The following is a 15343-nucleotide window of genomic DNA, read 5'->3' as shown; positions in this document are numbered from 1 at the left end:
CTTCCTATCCCGAGAGACGTTACCGAGTCAGCGAAACCTACTGCAGCAGTGCCATTCTCACACGTACCTCGGCAACGACAGGCGCGCCGGGCATCCGGACGACGAGGCTCCCCGAATCGGCGCGCTGAACGAGCGCGATGGCCATGCCCAGTGCTGGCTATGCTTCTCAGTCCCCGCAACAGCCACCCGGTGCAATCGAGCGGACTTCCCGGGTCTGCGCGTTGCGGGCCGCGAGTTCGGACTCCGCAGGGTAGTCGACCCCGATCAGGCTGAGCCCGTGCGCCGGCGCCACCGTCACCGAACTCGAACGCTGCCGTTCTTCGAGCAATCCGGCAACCCATTCCGGCGTACGCCGTCCCTCGCCGACCGCGAGGACCGCCCCCACCAGGCTGCGCACCATCGACCAGCAGAAGGCATCCGCACTCACATAGGCGTCGAGCCGGTGACCGTCGCGCACCCATTCGTAGCGCTGCAATTCCCGGATCGTGGTGGCGCCCTCCCTGCGGCGGCAGAAGGCGGCGAAATCGTGCAGGCCGAGAAGAGTGCGGGAAGCGGCACGCATCGCTTCCAGATCGACCGGCCGGCACCCCACCACACTGCGCGCGGCCAGTGGGTCGGCACCGTAAGGCGCGGTGGTGAGACGGTAGACGTAGTGCCGGCGGATCGCCGAGAAACGGGCATCGAATTCGGTGGATACCGGGCGGATACCGGCGATTCGCACATCGCGGGGCAGGAACTTCGCCATCCGATGGATCAGCTTGTCCGGGTCCACGTCCGCCGCGGTATCGAAATGTGCGACCTGCCCTTCGGCGTGCACACCGGCGTCGGTCCGCCCGGCCACCGTCAATTGCACCGGTTCCCGCAGCACCTTGCCCAGCGATTCCTCGAGCCGGCCCTGCACGGTCCGCAGCCCGGGTTGCCGGGCCCAGCCGGTGAAATCGGTGCCGTCGTAGGAGATGTCCAGCCGGAACCGGGTTATCCGGTGCCCCGGCTCGTCCCGAGGCACCGGCGCTCCCGGGTCGTATTCGCTCACCTGACCATCCTCCGGATACGGGACGAGCCCGCACGCCCGGAACGGGCGGCGGGCTCGTCGACGAACCACAGACGCGCGGCGGCGTCCGCAGCAGACGAATTACGCCTTGTCGTCGGCCTTCTCCTCGGCCGCAACTTCCTCGGCCGGAGCCTCGGTCGCTTCGGTTTCGGTCTCGGGGGCCTGGTCCTCGGTCTTCTTGGACGCAGCCACCCGGCGGGCGCGATCGGCCTCGTTGGTCACGGTCTGTTCCCGGACGAGCTCGATGATCGCCATCGGGGCGTTGTCGCCCTTGCGCGGCAGGGTCTTGATGATCCGGGTGTAGCCGCCGCTGCGGCCCTCGAACGACGGACCGATCTCGGCGAAGAGATCGTGTACGACGTCCTTGTTCCGGATCACCTTGAGTACCTCGCGGCGATCGGCCAGCGTACCGGCCTTGGCCTTGGTGACCAGTTTCTCGGCGTAGGGGCGCAGCGCCTTGGCCTTGGCCTCGGTGGTCGTGATCCGACCGTGCTCGAAGAGCGCCGTGGCCAGATTGGCAAAGATCGCCTTCTGGTGCGACGCCGACCCGCCGAAGCGAGCACCCTTCTTGGGCTTGGGCATTGTGGGTTCTCCTTGTGTATGTGCGGCGTATCCGGCGGTCGCTGTCCGTTGTCAAGTATCACGGCAGCGACCGCGCGGTCACGTCGCGGGCGCAAGGCCGTCGCGGGTGCCTACCCCTGCGCAGACCTAGAGCTGTTCGGTTTCGGCGTAGTCCTGCTCGCCGCCGTTGTCGTCGCTGAAAGTGCCGCTGTCGGACCAGGTGCCGGTGGCCGCGTCGTAGCCGACCACGCTGGACGGATCGAAGGACGCGGGGCTGTCCTTGAGGGACAGGCCCAGCGCGTGCAGCTTGACCTTGACCTCGTCGATGGACTTCTGGCCGAAATTGCGGATATCCAGCAGATCCGATTCGGTACGCGCCACCAGCTCGCCGACGGTGTGCACACCCTCGCGCTTCAGGCAGTTGTAGGAACGGACGGTGAGGTCCAGATCCTCGATCGGCAGCCCGAAGGAGGCGATGTGATCCGCCTCGGCCGGGGAGGGGCCGATCTCGATACCTTCGGCTTCGACGTTCAGCTCACGGGCCAGGCCGAACAGTTCGACCAGGGTCTTGCCCGCCGAGGCGAGCGCGTCCCGCGCGCTGATGGAGTTCTTGGTCTCCACGTCGAGGATGAGCCGGTCGAAGTCGGTGCGCTGCTCGACACGGGTGGCCTCGACCTTGTAGGTCACCTTGAGCACCGGCGAGTAGATCGAATCCACCGGGATCCGGCCGATTTCCGCGCCGGTCGCCTTGTTCTGCACCGCCGGGACATAACCGCGACCACGCTCGACGACCAGCTCGATCTCGAGCTTGCCCTTGTCGTTCAGGGTGGCGATATGCATATCCGGGTTGTGCACGACCACACCCGAGGGCGGCACGATGTCATCGGCGGTAACGGTCCCCGGGCCCTGCTTGCGCAGGTACATGGTGACCGGCTCGTCCTCTTCGGAGGACACGACCAGGCCCTTGAGATTCAGGATGATGTCGGTGACATCTTCCTTGACACCGGGCACGGTGGTGAACTCGTGCAGAACGCCGTCGATGCGGATGCTGGTCACCGCGGCCCCCGGGATCGAGGACAGCAGGGTGCGCCGCAGCGAGTTACCGAGGGTGTACCCGAAACCCGGCTCGAGGGGTTCGATGGTGAACTTCGAGCGGTTGTCGGCGATGACCTCTTCGGTGAGGGTCGGACGCTGGGAAATCAGCATGGGATCAATCCTCCTGTGTTGGGCGCCCGCTATTTGACGCCACGTTTAGGGGTTGTGCGGGCCGTCACTCCGACGACCCGCACCAGCGGCACAGCCGGCCGTTACTTCGAGTAGTACTCGACGATCAGCTGTTCCTGCAGCGGCACATCGATCTGGGCGCGCTCCGGCATGGAGTGCACCAGGATCCGCAGCCGGCCCGGGATGACCTGCAGCCAGCCGGGGACCGGACGGTCGCCGGTGGTCTCACGGGCCACCTGGAACGGCAGGGTCGCCAGCGACTTCTCCTTGACATCGATGATGTCGTACTGGGTGACCTGGAAAGAAGGAACGTTGACCTTCTTGTTGTTCACCAGGAAGTGGCCGTGGCTGACCAGCTGGCGGGCCTGACGACGGGTCCGGGCCAGACCGGCGCGGTACACGACGTTGTCCAGCCGGGTCTCCAGCAGGCGCAGCAGGTTGTCACCGGTCTTGCCCTTGAGGCGGTTGGCCTCTTCGTAGTACCGGCGGAACTGCTTTTCCATAACGCCGTAGGAGAAGCGGGCCTTCTGCTTCTCCTGCAGCTGCAGCAGGTATTCGCTCTCCTTGATCCGCGCGCGGCCGTGCTGGCCGGGCGGGTAGGGGCGACGCTCGAAAGCCTGGTCACCGCCGATCAGGTCGACGCGCAGGCGACGCGATTTGCGGGTGATGGGTCCGGTGTAACGGGCCATTGTGCTCTACCTTCCTTCCCGCTTAGACGCGACGCCGCTTGGGCGGACGGCAGCCGTTGTGCGGCTGCGGAGTGACATCGGAGATCGTGCCGACCTCCAAGCCGGCGGCCTGCAGCGAACGGATCGCGGTCTCGCGGCCCGAACCCGGGCCCTTGACGAACACGTCGACCTTCTTGACGCCGTTCTCCTGCGCCTTGCGGGCCGCGTTCTCGGCGGCCAGCTGCGCGGCGAACGGGGTCGACTTGCGCGAACCCTTGAACCCGACGTGACCCGAGGACGCCCAGGAGATGACATTGCCCGTGGGGTCGGTAATGGACACGATCGTGTTGTTGAACGTGCTCTTGATATGCGCGTGGCCGTGGGGAACGTTCTTCTTTTCCCTGCGACGCGACTTCTGGCTCTTCTTCGGGCCGGAGGCCCGGGACTTCGGAGGCATCTGTTATCCCCTACTTCTTCTTGCCGGCGACGGTGCGCTTCGGGCCCTTGCGGGTGCGCGCGTTGGTCTTGGTGCGCTGGCCGTGCACAGGGAGGCCACGGCGGTGACGCAGGCCCTGGTAGCAGCCGATCTCGATCTTGCGACGGATATCGGCCTGGACCTCGCGGCGGAGGTCACCTTCGACCTTGAGCGACGAGCCCTCGATGTAGTCACGCAGCTGCGTGACCTGCTCGTCGGTGAGATCCTTCGAGCGCAGATCCGGGCTGACGCCCGTGGCCGCCAAGATCTCCTTGGAGCGGGTACGACCGATGCCGTAGATGTAGGTCAGTGCGATCTCCATGCGCTTCTCGCGCGGGAGATCGACGCCCATGAGACGTGCCATCTGGCAGTTCCTTCACTGTTGCGGAGGTCTGCTCCCTGTCCGTCCCCTCGTCTGGTGGGGCCCCGGCCTCCGTACCGGGGGTAGGCACGCACACCCTCCGGAAAAATTCCGGAAAACCTCAGTGTGCGGCTGGCGCTGGGAGTTCTTCTGTGTGCCAATCCGAACCGCGTTCGGTGCTCGGTGCCGGTGTCAGCCCTGCCGCTGCTTGTGCCGCAGGTTGTCGCAGATCACCATGACCCGGCCGTTACGCCGGATCACCTTGCACTTCTCGCAGATCTTCTTGACGCTCGGCTGAACCTTCACGTCCGTCCAATCTTTCGTTGGGTCCACATGGGTTGTGAACACAGTTTTTCCCCGGCCAACCGACCGGGGAAGCCTTCAGTTGTCACCGCCCAGGTGAGCGGCCGATCGAGCTCACACTCGACCCGGTTCCTATCCGGGTCATCCGGTAGGGCCGGGCACCGCATGCGGTTCCGTGTCCCTGCCTGAACGTCATCCGGCCGGACCGGGGCGAACTCGGATGCCATCCGGACCCGGGGTCCGGGGCCGAAGCCCGCCGGGCGGGGTGCGGGGGTTGCACCCCCGCAAAACACCGAGTGAATCGGCATCGGCGAGCGCTCTCCGCGAGCACACGTGCCCCCGATTCACTTGTATCGATAGACGATCCGACCACGGGACAGGTCGTACGGTGACAGCTCGACGACGACCCGGTCCTCCGGCAGGATGCGAATGTAGTGCTGACGCATCTTGCCGCTGATATGCGCGAGGACCTTATGCCCGTTCTCGAGCTCGATCCGGAACATCGCATTGGGCAACGGCTCGACAACCCGCCCCTCGACCTCGATGGCCCCGTCTTTCTTCGCCATATCCTCCGCGATCCCGGTTACACTCAACCTGGTCTGATTACCTGGTACTGCCCGGTGCACCCGGCCGAAGCCCGCGGTAGCCACCCACGGTGGCTCGCACTGCACAACGCGGATGACCACAACCGATCGCACACGAACAGGCGGCGCTTTGATACACCGCCTGGTCAGCTTACCGGTAGGTCTGCCATCGGGCAAAAAGGGGTAAGTGCTGGTGGCGTCGCGCGGCGTGCGTGGATGTCTCCCCGACGCCGGGTGGAATGGGACTTGTCGCGTAAACTGGCCGCTGACCGAGGACGACCATTCCAGGAGGGGAACCGGTGAGCCGCAGCAACGACGGCCTCCCCATGCTGCCGCCATGGCTGGCCGATACCGAGGTCACCGGGGTCGGGCAGACGAACTTCCGGAACTACGAGCCGCCACCGGTCGAGAACCTCCCGCAGGACGAGCTCATCCCGGAGACTCCGGAACCGGCCAACGGCTTCTTCAACCGGCGCGGGCGCGGCGACCGATCCGATTCCGACGGCGACAGGAAGAAGGGCAAGGGCTGGTTCCGCAACAAGAACAAGCCCGAGCAGCCCTCGCTCGAAGAACGCGTCGGCGAACTGCTGCCGAACAACAACGGGCCGCGGCCGTCGCAGCGCAACAACTGGGCCGAAGGTACGGCGCAGTGGTCCACGCAGCAGGTTCCGCAGTCCGCCACCGATCCGCACGCCGCGGACGGGCCCACGCCGCCCGGCCCGTCTCCGGACGCCTTGTCGCAGGCCGGTCCGAGCGCGCCCCCGGCACAGCTTCCCCCGGTGGCCCCGCCGAATATCCCCGGTCCACCCGAGCAGGGGCCGCCGGCGCAGGACCCGGACGGACAGCCGGCATGGGGCCCCGGCGGTCAACAGCCGAACGGTACGGGTCTCCCACCGGCACCACCGCCTCGGCAGCAGTTCACCGCGGCGGCCCCGCCGGCCGATACGCCGGCGCCACCGCAAGCACCCGGACCGGACCGGCCGAGCACCCCGGCTGCCGATTCCGGTTCCGGCCCCTCCGCGCCCGCTGCGTCGACGGCCTTCCAGGCCCCCGAATCGGACCGGACCGGCCTGCCGGTACGCACCCCGAGCCAACCCGCTCCCGAGTTCGACCGGCTACGGCCGCATCATCCGATCCCACCCCACCCGGCGCCATCGGACGATTCCGCAAGCGCACCACCCACCCAGAACCGGTCGGCGGGCGCGCCCACGACCGGCGCGGGCGATTTCCGGCCCCCGCCGCCACCGCTACCCGACGCGCCTCCGACCGGCGACACACCGGTAGCGCAGCAACCACTGCGCCGGCTCCCCGACCTGCCGCCCCCGCCGGACGAGGAATCGTCGCGGGCGGACACGCCCACCGAGTTCCCGGCCGACCCATCGGTCGCCCCCGGGCCGCAGCAGCCCGACTCGCCCGACGGCCGTCCGACCGCACACAGCAGCGGCGCACACCCGCTCGCAAACCAGGCCGATCCAGCCCGCAGCGCGCCGGGGCCACACGGCAGCGGCGCACACCCGACCGCCGACCGGCCCGATTCGGCCGACAGCGGATCGGTCCGCCAGGGCAGCGGCGCACACCCGGTCTCGAACCGGCCCGATCCGGCCCACAGCGTGCCGGTCCCGCACGGCAGCGGCGCACACCCGACCGCGAACCGGACCGATCCAGCCGGGGCCGGTACCGCGCCGGAGTTCGGGCCACGGTCGGGTGCCGCCCTCGTATCCGACAGTTCTCCGGCCGACCGGTCCGTCCCGGCACCGGAGGCTCCGCCCGCGCCCGACCGGCGGACCAGTGCGGCCGGTCACCCGGTCGCGCCGGCACCCCCCGCCAACGTCGCCCCGCAGTGGCAGGCTCCGGAGAGCGCACCCGGGCCCCGGCCGCAGAACGCGCCGGGTTCCCAGTGGCAAGCGCCGGAGCAATCCACGAACTGGCCATCGGGTGCGCAGCACTCCATCCCGCAGGAACCGGGTCCGGCAAGTGCGCCGCCCGGCATGCCGGCACAGCACGGTGGTCCGCCCACGGGCCATCCGGCCCCGGGCCCGCATCAGCAGCCGAATCAGCCGCCCGCCCAGCAGTGGCAGAACCAGGCGCCGCCGGCGAACCCCGCCCCACCTCAGCAGGCCGGCCCGGGAGCCTGGCAGCAGCAGGGGCCGCGGGGCGGCCAGTGGCAGAACCCACAGAACCCGCCGCAACAGTTCGGTCCCAATGGCCCCACCCTGGACAACGTTTCGGTGCGGCGCGCCAAGAAACCGGCCGGCAGCGGCTGGCGCAAGGTCGTGCACCACGCCTCCGGCGGGAAGATCAATCCGGGGATGTCCGCCGAAGAGCGGCGGATGCTGGAACTGGTGGCGCGGATCCGCCAGCCGGTCCGTGGCGACTACCGGATCGCGGTACTCTCGCTGAAAGGTGGTGTCGGTAAGACCACCACCACTATCGGCTTGGGTTCGACCTTCGCTTCCATCCGCGGCGACCGCGTCATCGCGGTGGACGCCAACCCCGACTTCGGAACGCTTTCGCAGCGGGTGCCGTTGCAGACCCGGTCCACGGTGCGCGATCTACTGCTCGACCCGGCGATCCAGCGCTATTCGGATGTGCGCCGGCATACTTCGCAGGCCACCAGCCGGCTCGAAGTACTGGCGAGCGAACGGGATCCGGCCGCCTCGGAGGCGTTCAACGAGGACGAGTACCGCGCGGTCGCCCGTATCCTGCAGCGGTTCTACAACATCATTCTCACCGACTGCGGAACCGGCCTGATGCATTCGGCGATGGCGGGTGTCCTCCAGCTGGCACATTCGCTGGTACTGATTTCCCCGACCGCGATCGACGGCGCGCAGAGTGCCTCGGCCACGCTCGACTGGCTGTCGTTGCACGGCTACCACCATTTGGTGCAGAACGCTGTGGTGGTGATCAATTCACCGCGCGACGGCACCCCGAATATCGACGTCCAGCAGCTGCGGCAGTACTTCCTGTCCCGCTGCCGCGCCGTGCATATGATCCCGTTCGACCCGCATATGTCCGAGGGCGCGGAGATCGATCTGCCGCGGTTGAAGAAGGAAACCAAGCGCGCGTATGTGGAGCTGGCGGCTACGGTGGCCGACGATTTCGGCCGCAGCTACGGTCCGCAGCACGCCGGCTGAACCGGACCCGGATTCGGCCCCATCCACCGCCCCCGGCGCCGGACAGATACCGCCCGGATTCGAGTAGCGGCCGCGTACCGCGCCGGAACGCTACGCGACCACAGCAGGCCGGGACCGGGTCCGTCGGCGAGCCGCTCGCAGGCCGGAGTCGGTCAGGCGCGGACTCGAAGGCTTCGAACGAGTTGCGGCCGGGTCCGGTCCCTCAGCACCTGGATGTCCGGCGAAGGCCCCGACGCAGTAGCCGTACTACTCGATGGTGCCGGTGAGCCGACGGAACGGCAGGCAGCAACGAAGTGCTGCCTGCCCGTGTACCCGGCGCGGCGGAGTCCGTTGTGTGGATGCCGCACTGTGACGGTGCCGGCCGAGGAGGATCTCCGGTACCGACGACCGTTCCGGCCGCCGACCTCATTGCCCGGCGGAAGCCCCGGTATCACTCGGCCCCAGCAGAGGACGAGAACCGTTGGCCTGCGAGTACATCACCGATATCGAGCTCGACGCCATCGGCCGGCGGTCACCCAGGTCGCCACCATGGAACTCGCGCCCAGGCCTCCGCCCGAAGCGGCCATGGGTGAGGCGTGTGTCGTCGATATCGCAGGCGAGACGCCGAACCCCGACCGGCCGGTGAGCGAGTAGGCACGTCGTGCATGCGGCTGCTCGCCCCACGGTCGGCCGATCCGATCCGCGCGTTCTGAGAACCCTGCCTATCGCGGAGCACGATCTCCGTGCCGCGGCGGCGAGCTCACCACTCCGGCAGCCGGCGCCGACCGGCCAGGACATCTCCGACCAGTGCGTCGTAGGCGTCGGCCAGTTCGGCCAGGTGGTGCCAGGCGCCGTGCAGGAGATCGTCATCGGCATCCAGGGTCATCAGCGCGTGGTGTGCGCGGACCGCCGATTCCGCGAGCCGGTCGATGATCGCGCCGATGGTCTCGGTGTGCAGGGTGACCCCGAGACGGTGCTGTGGAACGTTGCGCCCCACCCAATCGTCGATCGCCAGCACCAATTCCATCCGCCGGCGATCGATCTCGACCAGTCTGTCGGGGTCGGTGACGATCGACCCGCCGCGCCCCACCAGTCTGCGCTCGTGGAGGACGGCGAGATCGCGGGCGTACCAGAGCAGCTGCCCACCGACCACCCGGTGCCCGCGCGCGGCCCGCACCAGTAGGTCGGAATTGGGCAGTGGACCGGCAGTCCCTTTCTGCGCCAAAGGATCAGCGCCTCGCTGGGCGCTGGGAAGAGCCATTACGACTGTTGTATCCGAACCTGTCACGGTTGCCTCGCCGTTCATCGCCGCACAACACCGGGTCAGTACGTTGATTACAATAAACCGCGAAAGTCGGCTGTCAAGCGATAACGGCCACCCCCGACACGAAAAGCGTACACTTCGTTACCTGGAGACCACCCGAGGAGCACGATGGCGGACGGTCCGACGTATCGACGGATCGCGGACCACCTCCGCGAGGAAATACGAGCAGGTAAGTGGGGGCCCGGGGACCGCCTGCCCAGCCACTCGGAACTCGCCGAGCAAATGCAGGTTTCGCTGACCACGGCACGTAACGCCATCCAGGTATTGGTCACCGAAAACCTCGTCTATACGGCTACCTCTCGCGGCACGATCGTCCGGAACCGCGAAGTACTGGAATCCGTGGTGACCGACCACATCCGGCCGAATCGGCCGCGCGCGTCGCACGATATTTTCGAAGAGATCGCCCGAGCCGCCGGGCGTGTCCCGACCAAGGAATTCAACGCCCGGATGGAGCCGGCGGATCAGCAGATCGCCGAACTGCTCGATGTTCCGGTGGATTCCTGGGTTCTGGCCCGTACGGTCGTGCAATTCCTGGACAACGAGCCGTGGTCGTGGGAGGTGAGCTTCTATCCGCGAGATCTGGCCGAGGCCACCGGAATAGATTCGCCGCACGATATCGCCGAGGGCACGACCCGGCGCCTGGCCGACCGCGGGTACGCCGAAACCGCACACCGCGATACGATCGTCGCCCGCCCGGCGAATGCCGAGGAGGCGGTGGTCCTCGGGGTCGCCATCGGGACCGTCCTGCTGGATCACGTACGTATCGGCGCGAATCACGACCGGGTCACCAGGGTCACCCGGCATCGATCGATCGCCGCCAGTAACCGTTTGGCCTATGAACTGGGTGACGCCGCGGGTACCGGCGTTATTCGCGCCGTGCTGGAACAGACCGAACGGTCCGGGATATGGTTCTAGCCCATGACCGTGCAGATTCGGCCGGCCGCTCTCGATGATCTGAACCTGATCTGTCACCTGCGGCTACAACGCGCCTCATGGCTCGCCGCCCGCGGCTCCGACCAATGGTCCACCGAGGCCTCGGGACTATCGATCGACTATTTCGCGCAAGTGGTCGACCGCGCGCTGACGGGTGGGGAAACCTGGATCGCGGAAGTGAACGGGGACCCGGCCGGGACGATCACCGTCAACGACCGCGCCGATGAACAACTGTGGACTGAGATCGAGCTCGCCGATTCGCTGATCGTGCACTATCTGATCGTGGACCTGCGCTTCGCGGGCCAGGGTGTCGGCCGCCGATTGCTCGCCCATGCCGCCACCCTCACCCGTGCCCGCGGCCGCCACTGGGTCCGGCTGGATGCCTGGACCTCCAACTCCGATCTGCACGCCTACTACCGGCGGGCCGGATTCCACCTGGCGCGGATCGCCGGACCGGACACCCGCAGCCCCTCCTGCGCGCTGTTCGAACGACATATCGACAGCTGGCCCGCCGGCGACATCCTCGTCGGGGCGCAATCGGCAAGCCTGCGGATGAGACCGCTGGCGCGATACCCGATCGTCTTGCCGGCGTACGGCTGACCCCTGTCCGGCCGGCGCGACGACGCCGGCCGGACAACGACCCGCCGGCTATTTCCGAGAAGCCCGCTCAGAGCGGGTCCAGATGGGCGATATGCACCATCTCGATACCGCGACTCCGTGATACCAGCACGCCACGTCCGGGTGGCAGTTTGGTGGGCCGCACATCGCCGACGAGTTTGCCCTCGTCCTTGGAACCGCTCATGATCAGCGTTTCCACCGACATGTTCTTCATGGTGCCCAGAATCGGGTCGAACAACGCCCGCGACACGCCGCCGATACGCCGGGCGACGATGAGATGCATACCGATATCGCGGGCCTGCGGCAGGAATTCGACCAGCGGCTGGAACGGGTTCGCACTGCCGGCGGCGACCATATCGTAATCGTCTACCACGATGTAGATTTCGGGCCCGGACCACCAGCTCCGGTCGCGCAGCTGCTGCGGTGTGATATCCGATCCGGGAATACGTTTCGCCAGATAGCCGGCGACTTCCTTGATCATCGGGCCACAGGTTTGCGAGGACGTCGAATAGCCCGCGAGCTGATCACCTTCGATCAAACCGAGCATCGTGCGGCGGTAGTCGATCATGATCACCCGCGCCTGCTCGGTCGTCGAGTTCTCGGTGATCCCCATGACGATATTGCGCAGCAGCGTGGTCTTACCGCATTCGACGTCCGCAAAGGCCATGAAATGCGGCTCGGCATTGAAATCCATGACCAGCGGCTGCAACTCGGACTCCCCGAGCCCGACCACGACCTTCGTGGCGTCGCCCTCGATTCCCCGGGTCCGTGCCTGTTCGAGCAACTCGGCGCGCTCGAATTTCAACGGCAACATCCGCACCTGCGGCGCGCGGCGGTTCGGGTACAGCTGTGCCAGTTCGGTCCGCGCCCGCGACACCCCTTCGGCGAGACTTGCCGCATCCGAGTCGGAGTCCAGCCTCGGCAGGGCGATGAGCATATGGAGATGGTCGGCGGTCAGACCGCGACCCGGCCGGCCCACCGGCACCTGGTGCGCGACCCGGCGGCCCATCTCCGAATCGGTGGGATCGCCCAGCCGTAGTTCGATCCGGGTACCGATCTGGTCCTTGACCACGGGCCGGATCTCGGCCCAGCGCGAGGCGCCGATGAGCAGGTGGATTCCGAACGACAGTCCCTGCCCGGCAATCGCGTTGATCTGCGGTTCCAGCGTTTCGAATTCCTCGCGGATGGCGGCCCAGCCGTCGATCACGAGGAAGACGTCACCGAACGCGTCCTCGGGGAACGGATCGGCTATCCCCTGCTGCAGAGCGACGAATTTGCGGCGGCGGTACTCGGCCATCGATTCGATACCCTGCTCGGCGAACCGCTCCTCGCGCTGGCGCATGAGCGAGGTGAGTTCGGCGATGGTCCGGCGCACCCGGTCGCCGTCGAGCCGGCCGGCCACCGAACCGACGTGCGGGGTCCCGACCAGGCCCGCCATACTGCCGCCGCCGAAATCCAGGCAGTAGATCTGCACCTGTTCGGGGGTGTGGGTGGCGGCGGTGGCCATGATGATCGAGCGCAGAGTGGTCGACTTACCCGATTGCGGGCCGCCGACCACCGCCACGTTGCCCAGCGCACCGGACAGATTGATGGTGAGTACATCGCGACGCTGCTCGTACGGTTTATCGATCACGCCGATCGGCATCCACAACTGGCCGTGCCGGTTCACCGGCGAACGCCAATCCGGGTCGGGCAGCAGCATATCCACTGTCGGCGACTCCTCCAGCGGCGGCAACCACACCTCGTGGGCGGGCCTGCCATGGCCGGTGAGCCGTTTGACCACCACATCGAGGAGCGAATCGGGCACCCCCTCGCCGTCCGGCGCCGCTGCGGCCACTCGCGACGGCGGCGGCGGAAGTTCGAGCAGCGGGTTGAACGGAGCCGCGCTTTCTTCCGGCTCGGTGTTCTCGGCGGCCGTTTCCGGGACTTCGACGGGCGCGGCGGTGAACAAACCGGGGCGCTGCCGGGCCACCGGACCGCCGTCCTCGGTGGCGGTACTTTGCGGCGCCTCGTAGGAGCCCGATACGTAGCTGGCGTTGAACCGCAGCGGGTCGGAGGCGTCGCTCTTCAGGTACCCGGAGCCGGGGACACTGGGCAGGTGATAGGCGTCGGTGATACCGAGAACGGCACGGGATTCGTTGGCGGAGAACGTTCGCAGGCCGATCCGGTAGGACAGATGCGATTCCAGCCCGCGTAGCTTGTTCTCCTCGAGGCGCTGCGACGCCAACAGCAGATGTACGTGCAATGAGCGGCCGAGCCGACCGATCATCACGAACAGCTCGGCGAAATCCGGCTTCTGCGAGAGTAGTTCGGAAAACTCGTCGACCACCACGAACAGCGCCGGTAGCGGGTCGAGCGGGATCCCCGCGGCTCGGGCCTTCTCGTAATCGTTGACATTGGCGTAGTTACCGGCCGAACGCAGCAGCTCCTGACGCCGGTTCATCTCGCCGGCCAGCGCGTCCTTCATCCGGTCCACCAGTGACAGTTCGTCTTCCAGGTTGGTGATCACCGCCGCGACATGGGGTAGCGGATCCAGGCCGAGGAAGGTCGCGCCGCCCTTGAAGTCGACCAGTACGAGGTTCAGCGCATCCGGCGAATGGGTAGTCACCAGCGAAAGCACCAGGGTGCGCAGGAATTCCGATTTACCCGAGCCGGTGGCACCGATACACAGGCCGTGCGGCCCCATACCGTTCTCGGCCGACTCCTTGATATCGATCTCCACCGGCGTCCCGTCGGGGGTGATCCCGATCGGCACCCGCAAACGTTCGCGGGCGGTGCGCGGCCGCCAGACACGGGCCGGATCGATCTGGGCGGCATCGGAGATCTTCAACAGTGCCATCAGACCGGGGTCGGCGGTGGTGCCCTCGCCCAGGCTCACGATCTGCGCGGCCGTCGCCAGGCGATACCGCGCGAGCGCACGGGAAAAGGCTTCTGCTTCGGCGGTGCTCATCGAATCCGCGGTCGCGAACCGCTCGATGCCTGCGGCGCTCTTTGCCGACACCTCGCCGTCCGAACAGACCAGCTGCAGACCGCGCCGTACGGCCAGGCCCCCTTCCGGGGCGGTGAGGTCGAGAACGGTGACCGAATCCAGGCCCGATTCGGCCACCAGCCGCTCGTTACCGCTGACATAGCCGTCGTCGATGACGACGACCAGATGCAGCCGGCCCTGGGTGGGTTGCGGGTTGCGCATGAACCTGCCGCGCTCGAGCAGCTCCGCCGAGAGTGCGGTCTCCAGTTCGCCGAGCGACTGGTACATCATCCGCACCGAACCCATCCCGTCGCGCTGGACGGGATGCTGCAGATGCGGCAGCCATTTCGCCCACGACCAGACGGGTGCATCGGGGTCACTGCAGACGATGGCGACAGCCAGATGATCCGGACCGTGGAAGGCGGCCAATTCCGTGATCATCGAGCGCACGAGGGTGCGTGCCTCCGCCGGGTCGCCGCCGATATTGATGGCGGGGAAGGCGCGTAGCGATACCGCGGTCGGCAGCCGGTGCACCACCGAATGCGTGCGCACGAAACGGCGCAGCGCCACGGTCGAGACGGGTTCCAGGTCTTCGAGCGGGCCGGTTTCCGGACGGGCCAGTTTGGTGGCGAGCCGGTGACTGCCCAGGCCGACGCGTACATGCCCGAAATCGGGGTCGTTGGGACGGCGCTCCCACATCCGGCGGGTGCCGACCAGCGACAGCAGATCGGCGGGTTCGGGATGACTCCAGCCGAGTGATTCGAGCTGTTTGCCACCGGTGCGGCGCACTTCCTTACGGATCTGGTCCAGATAGCGGAAGTAGTCCTTGCGTTCCTCGTTCAACTCGACCGCACGTTTACCACCGCCGCCCTTGAACCCGGCCATCATGCCCACCATCGACATGATCATCATCATCGGGAACATCATCATGAAGGGATTGGCCAGCATATTGCGGCCCATCATCGCCATCATGGCGATCATGCCGATCACCGCGATCACCATGACCACCGGCATGATCTTCATCATCAGCGGCGCCGGTATGGCGCGTGGAACCTCCGGGGGCGCCGTCAGTGCGACCTCACCGCCCGGCGCCCGCGGCGGGGCGATACGGGGTCGGCGTACAAAGCCTTCGGTAGCCATGATTCCTTCTCGATTCGGCA

13 protein-coding genes are annotated in these 15343 nt (G+C 67.1%); 3 read left to right on the top strand and 10 right to left on the bottom strand.

Translation table 11 applies throughout. The features are described 5' to 3' along the window. Nucleotides 1-166: 166 nt before the first annotated feature. The 8 genes from truA to infA all read right to left on the bottom strand — a co-directional run bounded on the left by truA (nucleotide 167) and on the right by infA (nucleotide 5209). Nucleotides 167-1033 (bottom strand): tRNA pseudouridine(38-40) synthase TruA, encoded by an 867-nt coding sequence (gene truA, locus NFL01S_RS19230; RefSeq protein ID WP_062977209.1) that lies wholly within the window; start codon nucleotides 1031-1033, stop codon nucleotides 167-169. Between the two features lie 99 nt (nucleotides 1034-1132). Continuing rightward, nucleotides 1133-1633 carry a 50S ribosomal protein L17 gene (gene rplQ, locus NFL01S_RS19225; RefSeq protein ID WP_062977207.1) on the bottom strand — a complete coding sequence of 167 codons (501 nt, stop codon included), beginning with the start codon at nucleotides 1631-1633 and terminating at the stop codon, nucleotides 1133-1135. A gap of 126 nt (nucleotides 1634-1759) precedes the next feature. Beyond that, a complete protein-coding gene (locus tag NFL01S_RS19220) occupies nucleotides 1760-2818 on the bottom strand; it encodes a DNA-directed RNA polymerase subunit alpha (protein WP_033244293.1) in 1059 nt (352 codons plus the stop codon). A gap of 101 nt (nucleotides 2819-2919) precedes the next feature. Then, nucleotides 2920-3525 carry a 30S ribosomal protein S4 gene (gene rpsD / locus NFL01S_RS19215; protein WP_062977205.1) on the bottom strand — a complete coding sequence of 202 codons (606 nt, stop codon included), beginning with the start codon at nucleotides 3523-3525 and terminating at the stop codon, nucleotides 2920-2922. 22 nt (nucleotides 3526-3547) lie between these two features. Beyond that, complete coding sequence (gene rpsK / locus NFL01S_RS19210) at nucleotides 3548-3961, bottom strand: 30S ribosomal protein S11 (RefSeq protein WP_033244291.1); 414 nt, start codon at nucleotides 3959-3961, stop codon at nucleotides 3548-3550. A 10-nt stretch (nucleotides 3962-3971) separates the two neighbouring features. Beyond that, on the bottom strand, nucleotides 3972-4343 hold the full coding sequence (gene rpsM, locus NFL01S_RS19205) for a 30S ribosomal protein S13 (protein WP_062977203.1): 372 nt from the start codon (nucleotides 4341-4343) through the stop codon (nucleotides 3972-3974). A gap of 189 nt (nucleotides 4344-4532) precedes the next feature. Then, entirely contained in the window at nucleotides 4533-4646 is a 114-nt protein-coding gene (gene rpmJ / locus NFL01S_RS19200) for a 50S ribosomal protein L36 (RefSeq protein ID WP_025347279.1), read from the bottom strand. 341 nt (nucleotides 4647-4987) lie between these two features. Beyond that, nucleotides 4988-5209 (bottom strand): translation initiation factor IF-1, encoded by a 222-nt coding sequence (gene infA / locus NFL01S_RS19195; RefSeq protein ID WP_003418601.1) that lies wholly within the window; start codon nucleotides 5207-5209, stop codon nucleotides 4988-4990. A gap of 317 nt (nucleotides 5210-5526) precedes the next feature. Between infA and NFL01S_RS36125 the strand changes: the two genes are divergently transcribed. After that, nucleotides 5527-8361, top strand: a complete 2835-nt coding sequence (locus NFL01S_RS36125; protein ID WP_307615503.1) for a MinD/ParA family ATP-binding protein — start codon at nucleotides 5527-5529, stop codon at nucleotides 8359-8361. 739 nt (nucleotides 8362-9100) lie between these two features. On the opposite strand, the gene NFL01S_RS19185 is transcribed toward NFL01S_RS36125, so the two are convergent. Further along, nucleotides 9101-9601 carry a DUF4254 domain-containing protein gene (locus NFL01S_RS19185; protein WP_062977201.1) on the bottom strand — a complete coding sequence of 167 codons (501 nt, stop codon included), beginning with the start codon at nucleotides 9599-9601 and terminating at the stop codon, nucleotides 9101-9103. Nucleotides 9602-9772: 171 nt separating this feature from the next. Between NFL01S_RS19185 and NFL01S_RS19180 the strand changes: the two genes are divergently transcribed. Continuing rightward, nucleotides 9773-10579 (top strand): GntR family transcriptional regulator, encoded by an 807-nt coding sequence (locus NFL01S_RS19180; RefSeq protein ID WP_062977199.1) that lies wholly within the window; start codon nucleotides 9773-9775, stop codon nucleotides 10577-10579. Between the two features lie 3 nt (nucleotides 10580-10582). Further along, a complete protein-coding gene (locus NFL01S_RS19175; RefSeq protein ID WP_062977197.1) occupies nucleotides 10583-11197 on the top strand; it encodes a GNAT family N-acetyltransferase in 615 nt (204 codons plus the stop codon). Between the two features lie 67 nt (nucleotides 11198-11264). Here NFL01S_RS19175 and eccCa read toward each other — a convergent pair whose 3' ends face one another. Continuing rightward, on the bottom strand, nucleotides 11265-15323 hold the full coding sequence (gene eccCa / locus NFL01S_RS19170) for a type VII secretion protein EccCa (protein ID WP_062977195.1): 4059 nt from the start codon (nucleotides 15321-15323) through the stop codon (nucleotides 11265-11267). Nucleotides 15324-15343 lie beyond the last annotated feature (20 nt).

It is taken from the genome of Nocardia flavorosea NBRC 108225, assembly GCF_001613385.1.
Classification (GTDB): domain Bacteria; phylum Actinomycetota; class Actinomycetes; order Mycobacteriales; family Mycobacteriaceae; genus Nocardia; species Nocardia flavorosea.
The sequence above is the reverse complement of the archived record's forward strand: the minus strand, read 5'-3'. Positions and strand labels throughout refer to the sequence as shown.